Source organism: Burkholderia sp. JP2-270 (assembly GCF_003233675.1).
Classification (GTDB): Bacteria; Pseudomonadota; Gammaproteobacteria; order Burkholderiales; family Burkholderiaceae; genus Burkholderia; species Burkholderia pyrrocinia_C.
On sequence record NZ_CP029826.1, the window covers coordinates 1,023,662 to 1,035,891 of the forward strand.

At 58.1% G+C, this 12,230-nt stretch carries 11 protein-coding genes and 2 pseudogenes; 2 read left to right on the forward strand and 11 right to left on the reverse strand.

Annotated elements, in window-relative coordinates; translation table 11 throughout:
- Positions 1-298 precede the first annotated feature (298 nt).
- Positions 299-646 (forward strand): hypothetical protein, encoded by a 348-nt coding sequence (locus tag DM992_RS42065; RefSeq protein WP_162631829.1) that lies wholly within the window; start codon positions 299-301, stop codon positions 644-646.
- Between the two features lie 141 nt (positions 647-787).
- Here DM992_RS42065 and DM992_RS37420 read toward each other — a convergent pair whose 3' ends face one another.
- The 11 genes and pseudogenes from DM992_RS37420 to DM992_RS37475 form a co-directional block, all read right to left on the reverse strand.
- Positions 788-1,315, reverse strand: a complete 528-nt coding sequence (locus tag DM992_RS37420) for a 2'-5' RNA ligase family protein (protein ID WP_111021286.1) — start codon at positions 1,313-1,315, stop codon at positions 788-790.
- A 75-nt stretch (positions 1,316-1,390) separates the two neighbouring features.
- On the reverse strand, positions 1,391-1,957 hold the full coding sequence (locus tag DM992_RS37425; RefSeq protein WP_111021288.1) for a nucleotidyltransferase family protein: 567 nt from the start codon (positions 1,955-1,957) through the stop codon (positions 1,391-1,393).
- Between the two features lie 112 nt (positions 1,958-2,069).
- Complete coding sequence (locus DM992_RS37430) at positions 2,070-2,786, reverse strand: alpha/beta hydrolase (protein WP_111021289.1); 717 nt, start codon at positions 2,784-2,786, stop codon at positions 2,070-2,072.
- A gap of 801 nt (positions 2,787-3,587) precedes the next feature.
- Positions 3,588-4,370 (reverse strand): hypothetical protein, encoded by a 783-nt coding sequence (locus DM992_RS42070; RefSeq protein WP_162631830.1) that lies wholly within the window; start codon positions 4,368-4,370, stop codon positions 3,588-3,590.
- 693 nt (positions 4,371-5,063) lie between these two features.
- Positions 5,064-6,956: an SAM-dependent methyltransferase gene (locus DM992_RS37445; RefSeq protein WP_111021293.1), complete on the reverse strand. Its 1,893-nt coding sequence runs from the start codon at positions 6,954-6,956 to the stop codon at positions 5,064-5,066.
- Positions 6,957-7,094: 138 nt separating this feature from the next.
- Positions 7,095-8,354 (reverse strand): MFS transporter, encoded by a 1,260-nt coding sequence (locus DM992_RS37450; protein WP_111021295.1) that lies wholly within the window; start codon positions 8,352-8,354, stop codon positions 7,095-7,097.
- Between the two features lie 180 nt (positions 8,355-8,534).
- Positions 8,535-8,657: pseudogene (locus DM992_RS37455) on the reverse strand (MerR family DNA-binding transcriptional regulator); the annotation flags it as partial.
- 288 nt (positions 8,658-8,945) lie between these two features.
- Entirely contained in the window at positions 8,946-9,734 is a 789-nt protein-coding gene (locus tag DM992_RS37460; RefSeq protein WP_239511486.1) for an HAD family hydrolase, read from the reverse strand.
- A 34-nt stretch (positions 9,735-9,768) separates the two neighbouring features.
- On the reverse strand, positions 9,769-10,110 hold the full coding sequence (locus tag DM992_RS37465) for a DHCW motif cupin fold protein (protein WP_111021297.1): 342 nt from the start codon (positions 10,108-10,110) through the stop codon (positions 9,769-9,771).
- 342 nt (positions 10,111-10,452) lie between these two features.
- On the reverse strand, positions 10,453-10,920 hold the full coding sequence (locus DM992_RS37470; protein WP_111021642.1) for a RidA family protein: 468 nt from the start codon (positions 10,918-10,920) through the stop codon (positions 10,453-10,455).
- A gap of 243 nt (positions 10,921-11,163) precedes the next feature.
- Positions 11,164-11,790 (reverse strand): tyrosine-type recombinase/integrase, encoded by a 627-nt coding sequence (locus DM992_RS37475; RefSeq protein WP_111021299.1) that lies wholly within the window; start codon positions 11,788-11,790, stop codon positions 11,164-11,166.
- Between the two features lie 43 nt (positions 11,791-11,833).
- On the opposite strand from DM992_RS37475, the pseudogene DM992_RS37480 reads away from it, so the two are divergent.
- Positions 11,834-12,223 (forward strand): annotated as a pseudogene (locus DM992_RS37480) (transposase); the annotation flags it as partial.
- Positions 12,224-12,230: the final 7 nt, after the last annotated feature.

Sequence of the window (12,230 nt, forward strand, 5' to 3'; positions counted from 1 at the left end):
CACAAGCAACCGTCGAAGTGTGAGAGGTATGCCTGCATATCCGTCTCCATCCAAAGCGACAGGTGCGTCGGACGCCGCAGGCAATCGCACTCAGACGGCGTGGCCGGAGTGGGTCAACATGACCACTAGCTACGATGTGCTGAATCGACCGAGCGTGATCAAAGGGAAACGTCGCTTGATGGCCGGATGCCGCCCGCGCCGCTCGACGACACCTTCGTGCCCCCCGCGACCACCCGGTTTTCTCCTAAGCCGTCATTCATGTTAGCGTAATCCACCCCCTACCGTTCCGGTTTCTGCTATGGCTTATCGACTGCACATCGAACGTGATCCGTCCATCTCGCTGGATGAATGGCGGGCCGCTATCCTCGGGCAAGCCTCTTTAAAAGAAGACGAGCGCCCGGTCACGTCGGTGAATCCAGTGACGGGCGAAAGGATTTCGATTCCGGGAAGACCTGGCGATGTCGCGGTCCTTGTCGATGGCGAATGGATCAAGACCTTTAGCTGGAATCGGGGCGGTGCAAGTTTCAACGCGCCTCGGAATCTATCCGCGGTCGATCCAACGATGGCGGCGGCTATGCAACTGGCCGTAGCGCTTTCTGCCGTCATCCGGGGCGATGAAGGCGAGGTCTACCCGCTTGCTGGCTGAATTCCGCCGGCCGCTGCTCTGCGACGGGCGACTTCCGACCCAAAACAGTCGGCCGGCCTTCTACAAAGCGGCCGTTCGCTTCAGATGGGCCAGACGCTTAGTGCCATGGAACTGTCCAGACTCGACTGCGGTCGATCAGCACTACACGTAGCCATTTGGAAGATCAATCACATGCATCTTCCTCCAGCGACCCGACGCGTTCTCCAGTAGCGTGACAGAGCTGCAGCACGTTCGAATCGCCCCCCGCGCAGACAGCCGATGTTCGAGCTCGACGGCAGCCAAGTGTGCTGTCGCAGCATCCCCGTGCGCGACAGTCAGATGTGGAACGATGCCATCGTGTGCACCACCATAGGGACGAAACGTGGGGAAGCGCTCGACCAGCGCAGTCGTCAACGCGACGAACGGTTCTGGCGGATCGGGAGCAAGATAAACGGTGACCGCAAACCGCTCGACCTTCCTCAACGAAAATTCGAACGGCTGCACAACACTCAGCGCGCTTTGTGCCTGACGAAGGACATCGGGCGTAATTTCGACAGGCGGCATGAAAGGAAACAGAACCGTGACATGCGCCGGCACACCCAGGTTGGCAGTAGCATCAAACCGGCTCCGACGGTCCGCTACTGCCGACTCGACTGCGGGAACCTCAACGACGAACGCTGTTGTGAGCATTCAGGCATCCTCTCGCGTCGATTGACCATGGTCGACTTCCGTCGGTAACACTCCCCTTGACTGCCTGCAGCATTTCTAAACGATGATGGTCACACGGGGCCAGCGGTCCTGGTATCTTTTCTGCTGGATTCGCTGAAGATAGGTATCAATGCTGACACGCGCCGGATTGCGTCGTACCACCATGGAAAAAATATCGTCAAGTCCATATGGTGAGCAGACATCGATTGTCCCGTCACGAAGCAAAGTCAGTCCTACCGCCGTCGCGTACTCCGGCCACGACGCAATGGCTTGGGCCAGTGAACTGAACGGGGACACTGGATGTCCAAAGACACTCTCGAACCAGAGATGAACAGCGGCCTGATTTGTGACCTCCCACGGAATGTCGGGACACTGCGCCGTTAGGCTGCGCTGGATTTCGGCATCGCGAATCGACGACAAATCGGACGGGTCGAAGTAGGCCAAATCGACGTCGGCTGGGCGTGTCGGTGCCACATATCCGTGAAGCGAGTCCCAGACCAAATTACGAATGGCCCCTGCGCCAATGCACCAGGATTTCAGGCCCATTGCACGTGCCGCCCACAGCGCAGACATACACCACGGTGACTGTCGGGCTATTTCGACTAATCTTTCGTTGAGATTCATCGCGGATCTACGTGGCCTAAACGAGCAGGACGGCTGAGATTGTCACCAAATCCGGCCATACGGTCGAGTAACCGAAACTGGCCCATTCTTCCCCGGCAGCTCACCTTTTTTCTCATCTGAATGCGACACCGTGAACCGGGCTGCCGACAACTTGCTCGATCAGCCAGCGTCGAGAAATGTCGGTGCAGAGCGATGGCCGCTCCAGTGTTGGAAAATGCCCGCATCCTTCCAGCGGCTCGAATCGAGCATGTGGCATCAGCTTGGCGATACGAAGGCCGACATCGACCGGAACGAAGCGGTCTGCGTTGCCCCATATGAGCAGTGCTGGAATCGTGCTGGTTGCCAGTGTCGACCACCGATCCGAACGGGTCAACGTCGCATCGGATTGTCGCGCGAACCTGTCCGCTCCGGCATCGCGAGCCATTTGAACGAACACTGCTCTCGACCCGGCATCTTCAGGCGGAATGGCGTTCTCGGCGAATTCGGCGATCACCTGCTCATGCTCGCCCGCCCGAATCCTGCGACTAGTGGCGCGAACCGTGTCCGGATACGGATGTACCCCCGGCTGACAATTCATCAACCAGAGTCCACGTACTCGTTCGGGCGCGCGCGCCAGCACTTCCATCGCGAGACAGCCACCATAGGCCGTGCCTGCAATGATGAATGGGCCGTCAATGGAAGCGAGCAGGTTCTCGGCACTTTCCGCGAACGTAGGGCAGGCAAGCACTCGAACAGACGGCGCGACCAGATCGCTCAACCTTTCGAGTTGATCGGCATACATCCGTCCGTCGCACGGCATTGCGGGCAAGAAGACGAGCGGTAGAGGCATGGTTACTGGCGAGGACAGGTTGGACGACGGCGGAAACGGGTTCACGACCTCGCGCAACCAGGCAAGGCCCCGAAGATTGTCGAGGATTTCAACCGGATCGTCGACTGTCCGCTTCCGGCCGAACGCCGCCGGCCGCCGCCCTGTGACGCGCGACCGGCGCAGATCGACTCATTGCAGCCGTTCGGGTTTTGTTCAGCAACCCGCGCCGAACGCACCGGCCGACAAACTCGGCTCGCCAGATCGCCACGTACGGGTTTCGAAGCGGTTCGGGAGGGGTAAAGCGACACTCGAAAACCGGATAGTTTCGAGTTTTCACATAGCCTCGGCCGGAAGCCGTCAGTAGCGGCCGAGCCGCCACCGCCCATGCAGTCGTCCAGGGCGTGTCTGAACGATTCGCATACCGAGAATCGTATATAAATCATGCCTCTACGGTCGTGCAGGGGAGTGTACGACGCGAATTGACGACGTTGCTTCGGACATAGACGAAGTGATGGCATTATTTCGGTGAGATTGTCGATAATGTCGTCAACTCGGGAGCCAAGAGCCACGTGCGATGGGCACCTCGAATTGACATCTTTGCTTTGCTCTACGGGTGGCAATACTGGCGAAACGGCAGGCACTGTCGACGGCGTCGTGACGACAGGAACGAATGCGATATTGGCCCTGCCGGCCAACGTTCCATGATCGAGCGTGACTACCATCTTGGCTATGCGCGTGATGCATAAGAAGCATAAGTCGGACCCGTAAGCGACAATCAAGGCGCTCAGTTACGAAAAATAAGTATAATTTCAGGATCACGTCCTACCTCGGTCTAGCCCCCGATAAACATGCTGCGTGAAGGTCAATTTCGTTATATTTCGTAAAATCTGCTATCGAACGCCAGCGTCTGGCTCCATTTGGCAATCCAAAATAGAGATCACTCGCCTTCGGTTCGCTATCCGTTGGCGCATCGAATGGAACATCTGTCGCTTTCCAGGCCTCTGCGACCAGAGTTTTTCTTCCGTCAGGCGTCACTCGCAATACGCGAATCCATGCGGGGTGCTCACCCAATACCGAGAGATCAGGGACCCGTTCTTCATCTTCCGTTGAATTTCGAGGTGCCCAGCCGATCAGAATAATTTTGATTACTTTCCCTGAAAAATCAAGTTGCTCCTGGCGCTCGACGCTCTTCCCTAGGAGCCTGAAACGGCAAATGGGAACATGAGAGTTTGCTTTGAAATATTCTGCGATGACCCAATCAAGACTTGAGGACACAATAGGAACATCTCGACGTCGGTCGAATCTGTAGATTCTCTCTAAATTCTTTACCACTGACAGTGGAGTGTTGGAATTCGGAAAATAATAACGAGCCTGTTTGAAATCATTCGCTTCAGATTTTATGGAGTTAACAGGATTCATATCAAGAATTAGCTCTCGCGGCGGAATTGTAAGTGATATTAGCCTGTCCCCATCTACCTTGCCGTAATACATTGGATGAGTCGATTCTACTACTTTCGTGGCAGGAAATGCCGCCTGAGATATTGAAAGCAATATGATTTCTGCAACAATCATTCTGGCTGAAAAATAATCGAAAGATAGATTCATGTCATTTTTAATGTGAAGTGAGTTTGCTTTGCGATGTCAATTCTTTGACAAAAAATCGCACCACTTCGTGCGCTCGAGCAGGTATTGCGTCCCGTCCGGGGGGGGCTATGTGTTTCGCCAAGTGTTAGGGGCTGACTTGGGTTGGTAATTGGTACCGTCGCGCAGCATGGCGAACAGAACGTCGCGGCGGCGCCGTACGAGCGCTTGGTTGTGGCGCTTGCACATCGAACTGCTGCGCCAGTTCAGCCAACGTCCACTCGCCCTTGACCGCTGCCAGCACTACCTTCGCTTTGAACGCCGCTGAGTGCGTCCGTCGGGTTCTCTTCGTCATTTCCTCGGTTCCTTTGCCAGCATTATCGGTGGCTTAGGCCCCGGACAAACCACTTATCCGACTGCCCTAATTTGCGCGGCCACCACGTCGCATGGACGCTCCACTCGCTGACCGTCGGTTGCCTCGCAAATCGTTCGGCGCTCGGATTTCCGATTGTCGACGAAGTAGGCTGCCGCGTCGAATGTCTCAAGTTGGCCGGACTCGGCCAGCTGCGATCCCGGCGGCCAGGGACCGGTTGAATCCGCAACCCACAACGGTCCTTCAATGTTCCCCGAAGGAGACGTTGAAATCCGTACGTGGTCGAAGTACAAGTCAGGCCTATCTGGATCGTGTTATGGAACGCCTCCGCCCGGGAAGTAGTCTCAGACCGTTGCGAGAATCAGACGCGCGGGTGTCACACCGATGAGCAGTCCGTCATCGCGGTTCGCAAGATAGCGCTGGTTCAATTCCTCGGGAGTCCACGCATTGGTATGGTTGAATCCCAATGTACTCAACGTCTCGGTAATGACAGCCGGTTCAAAGAAGGTTTTCCACGGCTCACCGCGCTCGGCGAATTGCGCCGTCAACTGCTCCATCGCGATACGCATGATCGGCGGCAAGCTCGAAAGTGGCGTCACATACTCGAACAGGACCGCGCTGCCTTTGGCGCAACCGGCGATGAAGCGCAACGTCTCAATGACTGCGACCTCGTCGAGATACATCGTCACGCCAAGCCAACTGAAAATGGCCGGCGCATTAGCATCGAAACCCGCTCGCGCCAATCCCTCTGCCAGTCCGACGCTCTCGAAGTCAACCGGCACGAAATGCAGCGACGGCGGCACCGCTATGCCTGCCTCGCGCAGGCGGGCCTGCTTCCACGCCTGCGTTGCCGGCAAATCAACCTCGAAGATACGAGCCGGTGTATCGGGATGCCGGAACGCGCTGGTATCGAGCCCCGCCCCGAGAACCACATACTGGCGAATGCCCCGTTCGACAGCCTCGCCCCACACGTCCTCGGCAAGCCGGCTGCGTACGATCACGGAGCTACGCATTCCCACCGACGTTGGATCGCGGAACCGGTCGATGTTGTCACGCAGGACCTGTGCTTTGGCGCCGCCGAGGATAGTCAGCGCAACGGGATCATCAAGCACCAACGGCCGGTCGAGCAGTTGATGCGCGGCCCGCTGCATCGCCACCATCAACGCGCTTGGCTTGGGTCCGGCGTCGATTGGCGACATGTCGCGGCCGACGATATGCGCCTTGTGCAGATAGGCCAACAGCGAATCGTCAAGGCCGACGCCCAGTTGCAGATCCGGTTCGCGCATCAAGGCATCGCGCACACGTGCCTCCAGGACAGCGTCGTCTCCGCAAAAGCTGTCTCGAAACAGTTGCTGCCAGCGTTTAACGATCTCCTGCACCGGCGCGGCACCGGCGTCGACCCCCGCTTCCATACTTGCCCTCAGTTCGACCACCAGCGCCGGCCATGCATGATTTTTCGCGGTGGCGAATTGGCGACGCCGCACCTCGTCGGCCTGTGCTGGGCTGAGGTACTTGGCTAACAGCGCGCAGCGCGCGTGCGTGAAGGCTTCGTCGATCCATTCCAGCATCTCTACCGTAACGCCAACGATTTGCCTGGCGCGCGGCTCGCGGAGCTGCATCGTCATCAGCTTGGTCGCGAGGTCCGGGTCATTACGGGTCATTCGGATCACGAGCCTGATCCAGCGCCAAGCCAATGCCTGAGCCGCATCGCTTTCGGTCGGAAACGCCTCCTGCATGGCAACGCGGACCTCGTCTATCAGACCGGTCCATGCCGGATCCGACGGCGGCACCGTTTCCGGCCCGGATGCCAACAGCGCATCGAGTTCCTCGTCATCAAGATGCTTTTGGTACATGTTCATCAGCTCCAGAGCATTCATCCAATCGGTCGCCGCGATCTCGCTGCCCGCGGAGACCATGTCAACGATGTATTGCAAGTGACGACCAAGACGCTGCGCTCGCAGTGCCTGCGCATTCAGCTCCGTGATCTGACGTTGCAGAAGCTGCAGCGGAATGAGTGCCGGTTGACCATCGAGGCTGGCCTTGATGTCCGGCAGCGAATATCCGAACCGTTTCAGGGCTTCAATGCGATGCAGACGGATCAGGTCGTCCTGCCCATACAGGCGCGCGCCTCCGTCGGTACGCTGCAACGGTGACAGTAGCCCGATTGCGTCGTAGTGGTGCAGGGTACGGACACTCAATCCCGCCTTCTTCGCCAGTTCGCCGATTTTTAGTCGCATTGCTTTCCCAGTCGTCGGTGTCAACCATAAAAGCTAACGTAGCGTCAGGTGCAAGTGAAATCGACCGGGTCCTTCTATGGGAGCGAAAGTACTTAGCACGATTGGTAGTCTCCTTCGTTGTCTTGCGTACGCGCCGTGTCACGGCTGCGTCGAGCGTTCGGCGCGCGGGGCGGCGGCCTGGGCCGCGACGTGAACGCGCGTCGCCGCGCGCCAGGCATGGCGGTTGACCGCCAGCGTGATGAGTAGCGCGGCGAACTCGCACAGTCCGCCGATCGCGCCGATGTCCGTCACAGAGCTGTACGCGACAATGCACGACCCGAGCGCCGCGCCGAGCGCGAAGCCGAGATACGTGAACGATGAATTGAGCGACAGCGAGACCGGCGCGACGTCGAGGCCGGCGATGCCGATCAGCTTGGTCTGTTGGGCCGGGTTGAATGCCCAGCCAGCCGCGCCCCACGCGGCGATCGCGATCAGGATCGCGACGCGCGCATGCGCGGGTTCCAGGTGCAGCGCGCTGGCGGTCAGGCTCTCATACGACAGCATCATCACGACCAGGCAGACGATCAGTACCTTCCCGCTGCCGAAGCGGTCGATCGCACGGCCGCTGATGAATACGCCGATGCCGGCGAACACGCCGTACAGCAGTAGCACGGCGCCGACTTGCGCGCCGCTGAAACCGGGGCGGCCCGTCAGGAACGGCGCGAGGTACGGGTAGATAGTCCAGATGCCCGCGGCCCACAGGGTCGTGATGAGCAGGGTGACCAGCACGGCGGGCTGCCGCCCGACGGCCACACGCTGCGCGAGCGACGGCACCGACAGGTTCGCGCCGATCCCGCGCGGCAAGCCGACCACCACCCCGAGCGTCACGATTGCGGACAGCACGCCGATGCCGGCGAACGTCGCACGCCAGCCGAAGTGGCCACCGATCCACGCGCCGAGCGGCACGCCGAGCGCGACGGCAATCGTGATCCCGCCATGGACGGTCGCGAGCGCGCGCCCCCTGCGCTCCGGCGCGACGAGCGAGCCTGCGAGCGCATTCGCGCTCGGCATGTACAGGCCGGCCGACACGGCCAGCAGCACGCGCGCGGCCAGCAGCGACAGATAGCCGGGCGACGCGCAAGCCGCGAAATTGGCGGCGGTGAAGCACAGTAGCGCGACGATCAGGAAGCGCCGCCGATTGACGCTCGCGCTGACCGTCGTCAGGATCGGCGAGCTGATCGCATAGGAAAGCGAAAAGACGGTGACGAGCTGCCCCGCCGCCGCGAGGCTGATGGACAGATCCTTCGCGATGATCGGCAGCAGCCCCGCGAGCATGAATCCTTCGGTGCCGATCGCAAAAGCGCCCAGCGCCAGGAAATACAGCGATGCGTTCTGTTTCAGTTCGGCGGCTGACACCATGAAATTGTCTCCCTGCTGATGAATCCGGGAAGTGGACGCACTCGCACGCGCAGGGCGCGCTGCTTCAGCGCGAGGTCGACGGGCTGAACACGTCGTGGCCGTGCGCATCGCGCGGATGGATGTAGGCGCGCCGGTTCATGTGGTACACAACGCCGGCATCGTTGCTCTGGCTCGCAGAGCGTACAGGCGCGCGCCTCCGTCGGTACGCTGCAACGGTGACAGTAGCCCGATTGCGTCGTAGTGGTGCAAGGTACGGACACTCAATCCCGCCTTCTTCGCCAGTTCGCCGATTTTTAGTCGCATTGCTTTCCCAGTCGTCGGTGTCAACCATAAAAGCTAACGTAGCGTCAGGTGCAAGCGAAATCTACGCGCTTGCGCGCGCCGGGGCAGCGTGCCTGCGCCGAAACTCCAGGGCCATATGCGTTTACGGACCTCGATTGTTGACGAACTTGAGGCCTGCGTCGATCGGCCGGTTTTGGCGGCGGATTCGGCCAGCTACAGTCCCGGCGGCCCGGGACCGGTTGAATCCGCCACCCACAAGGGACGAATGGCTCACCCCGAAGCGGCCGCTCAACACGGGCACCTCGGAGACTAGTCTAATCGGATATGGAATTCCTCCGTGAGCATCGTAACCAGCTTGTCCACATCGTTTTTTTCGTCATCGTGAAAAATGACGCCCATGCCGAGCGCCTTGGGAGCAATCAAATTTTCCGGATTGTTATCGATGAAAATACTTTCTTCCGGCCGCATAGCCAGACAACGCAAGGCATACTCAAACACCGCTGCGCTGTCCTTGCCGGATCCGAACTCGGCAGACACAACTATCGGGTTAAACAATGCATCGAGACCTTGAGATCTCCTCAAGCAATCGATTCTATCTTTTTTGTTATCGGTGATGATTCCGAGAGCATATTTTGACTTCAATCTACGCGCAAGCGCGAGCATGGCATCGTTTGCCGGAGTGCTCAGGAACGCCTGTTCGAGCAAGGAAAAATCGACAGCGGAGTGCATGGCCTCGCAGGCAGCGTCCCATATCTCCCTATGCGTGACCTTTCCGACGAGCAATTCTTGATTGTATTTCGAAAAGGCCTTTCTAACCGCTTCATACTCGACGGCCGCCATTTTGCTCAGGTACCGGTTCGTTGTGAGCGAGCCAGTCTTATCGGTTGTCAGCACGCCATCGTAATCAAAGAATATTGCTTTTATCATACCCAGTCTTTCGTATCGAAATACAGTTGGCACGGAGGTCGCATTGACACCCAATGGCTGATTGTCAGCAATCTTGGAGTTGGTGTCGAAGGGCAGTTCCTTGCCGGCAAGCGTCCGCTCGCCGGTCGCGATGCCATCAAACCTCCGTCTGCTCTGCCATCTCAAGGACATCGTCGGCTTGGATACCGAGATAGCGAACCGTGCTTCAGTCAACAATGAAGAGCTTCGCACCCGTTCTGGTATAGGACTGATGCGGCTCCGCGTTGTCGCCAACCTGGTAGCTCATACCCGCTGTCAAAACGAACTTTCGCCCATCCTCGAGCGTCGTTTCCAGTTCGCCTTCCATGCAGAAAAGAATATGTCCCTTTTGGCACCAGTGATCAGCGAGGTAGCCAGGGGTATATTCAACCATCCGCACGCGAATTTGATTCGGATGCTCACCGAAAAACCGTGTGCGCCAATAAGCTATGCCGGTTTCGCCTTGGTGCTCCGTTTTTTCGACTGTCGCCCAGTTGGTCGTGCCGAACGCAAATGCATCCATTTTCATTCTGTCGATTCCTATGCAGGTCCACTTTTTACGCGCAGGTCAATTTGCCACGTTGCTCCGAACGCTTTTCCGCTCTCGATCGGCTTGAGGCAATAACGACTACTTTATTGATCATCTGATTTTCAACGATCGACTTGGTAGTAGCGAGCGTCGCTTGATGGGTGAGTACTGCTCGATGCAGGTGTCCGAACCCGACCTGCAGCATTCACCCGGTTTCCCGAAGGACGCTATAGAGGACTACCGACTCAGAACCAGACGAGTAGGGCTTGCGCTCCGGAAGACACGACTTCGACACTTCGACGACACCTGTGTGCCACTCTTGGAGAGGCGCCCAGCGATGCCTTAGTACCCGTTCACGATCTCTATGATCGCTTCGATTTCTACAGACATCCCGTTTGGCAGAGAACCCATCCCAACCGCCGACCTGGCGTGTCGGCCGCGATCACCTAGAACCTCAACCAACAGGTCCGAGCATCCATTAATGACCTTCGAATGATCACAAAAATCTGGCTCGGCGTTTACCATCCCGAAGATCTTCAAAACACCCTCCACGTGATCAAGCGACCCCGCCGCCTGCCGAATTGTCGATAAAAGCTGCAGACCCACTTGACGGGCGTCAGCGTAGCCACGATCGACACTATAATTCCGACCTAATTTCCCCTTGATAACTGAGCCAGAAGCATCACGTGGCCCCTGACCAGATAAATAAAGAATCTGGCCGGATCGGCGCCAACTCACGAAGTTGGCGATTGGGGAAGGAACCGGGGGAAGCACTAAGCCCAAACTTTCGAGGCGCTCATCGGTAGTCATAGGATCCATGGCTTTGAATGTTCGGTTTGCACGCGAAAGGTGCAATAATTTTAGCTATCATTTTGCACATCTGTCAGTGCCATCTCCGCTGCGGCCTCCGCGCGGGTACCTGTGATGTCTCGTTCATCTTTCTTTCCATTCTTACCTGGTTTTACCCGACATCGTCAATTGTGCACGATTTGCGAATCGGCCACGAAGGTCCGTTCCTGGCCGGCAAGCGACCGCTCGCCGGCCGCTATGCCATCAAACCTCGGTCTGCTCCGCCATCTCGAGGGCATCGTCGACCTCGATTCCAAGGTAGCGAACCGTGCTTTCCAGCTTCGTGTGTCCGAGCAGCAACTGCACCGCCCGAAGGTTCTTCGTCCGCCGGTAGAGCAGCGAAGCTTTTGTGCGGCGCATCGTGTGGGTACCGTATGCGGTATCGTCGAGGCCAATCGATGCGACCCAGCGGTGTACCAGCCGGGCATATTGCCGCGTCGACAGGTGCGGTGACGTATGAATCCGGCTCGGAAACAGAAAATCCGCCGCCTTCAGTCCCACGGCTTCGATCCAGGCTTCGAGGCTTTCACGGGGCTGTTCCGTGATCTCAAATTGCACTGGCCGCTGGGTCTTCTGCTGGATGACTGTCGCTCTCGACGCCACTTGGCTTCCGTGACGGACATCTTGAACCCGCAAGCGCGTAAGGTCGCACGCCCGCAGCTTGCTATCAATTGCCAGATTGAACATCGCCAGCTCACGAACGTTCGACGCCATTTGAAGCCTCGTCCGGATCGCCCAGATTTCCCGAAGCTTTAACGGCGGCTTCTGCCCGGTGAGCTTGCCTTTGCTCCACGGCACGCGGCGGACAACCACGACATTCTCGGATTCCATGGCAATCTCCGTTCAATCGAATGGAGATTGAGTGTGCGCCGCGTCGGGCGGTGGCAGCCCTGACCTGCATCTGGCTGTCGATGAAGCCAGGCGACCTCTGCGAATGATCGCCACCGAAGGACCGGTTTCGGACATTTCCTGCGCGAACGAATTGGTCGAGCATCTGCGCATGGGCGCAGTGATTGCCGACAAGGGCTATGACTCGGATGCCTTCGTGAACACCATCCGCGCCGCAGTTATTCCGCCGTGCTCGAATCGAAAGACCAAGCGTCGCTATAGCCGTGTACTGTATCGAACTCGGAACATCGTCGAACGCCTTTTCAATCGCATCAAACATTTTCGTCGCGTCTCCGCTCGTCACGACAAGCTTGCCGGCAACTATCTAGCCTTCGTGGTGTTTGCCTGCGCCTTTGGACTGCAAGTGAGAATGTGAACAGAAC

What these genes read in the sequence shown, in the direction of transcription:
- DM992_RS37430 (WP_111021289.1), bottom strand. Translation starts at nt 2,786, where the DNA reads ATGCCTCTACCGCTCGTCTTCTTGCCCGCAATGCCGTGCGACGGACGG.
- DM992_RS37420 (WP_111021286.1), bottom strand. Translation starts at nt 1,315, where the DNA reads ATGCTCACAACAGCGTTCGTCGTTGAGGTTCCCGCAGTCGAGTCGGCA.
- DM992_RS37460 (WP_239511486.1), bottom strand. Translation starts at nt 9,734, where the DNA reads ATGTCCTTGAGATGGCAGAGCAGACGGAGGTTTGATGGCATCGCGACC.
- DM992_RS42070 (WP_162631830.1), bottom strand. Translation starts at nt 4,370, where the DNA reads ATGAATCTATCTTTCGATTATTTTTCAGCCAGAATGATTGTTGCAGAA.
- DM992_RS37465 (WP_111021297.1), bottom strand. Translation starts at nt 10,110, where the DNA reads ATGAAAATGGATGCATTTGCGTTCGGCACGACCAACTGGGCGACAGTC.
- DM992_RS42065 (WP_162631829.1), top strand. Translation starts at nt 299, where the DNA reads ATGGCTTATCGACTGCACATCGAACGTGATCCGTCCATCTCGCTGGAT.
- DM992_RS37475 (WP_111021299.1), bottom strand. Translation starts at nt 11,790, where the DNA reads ATGGAATCCGAGAATGTCGTGGTTGTCCGCCGCGTGCCGTGGAGCAAA.
- DM992_RS37445 (WP_111021293.1), bottom strand. Translation starts at nt 6,956, where the DNA reads ATGCGACTAAAAATCGGCGAACTGGCGAAGAAGGCGGGATTGAGTGTC.
- DM992_RS37425 (WP_111021288.1), bottom strand. Translation starts at nt 1,957, where the DNA reads ATGAATCTCAACGAAAGATTAGTCGAAATAGCCCGACAGTCACCGTGG.
- DM992_RS37450 (WP_111021295.1), bottom strand. Translation starts at nt 8,354, where the DNA reads ATGGTGTCAGCCGCCGAACTGAAACAGAACGCATCGCTGTATTTCCTG.
- DM992_RS37470 (WP_111021642.1), bottom strand. Translation starts at nt 10,920, where the DNA reads ATGACTACCGATGAGCGCCTCGAAAGTTTGGGCTTAGTGCTTCCCCCG.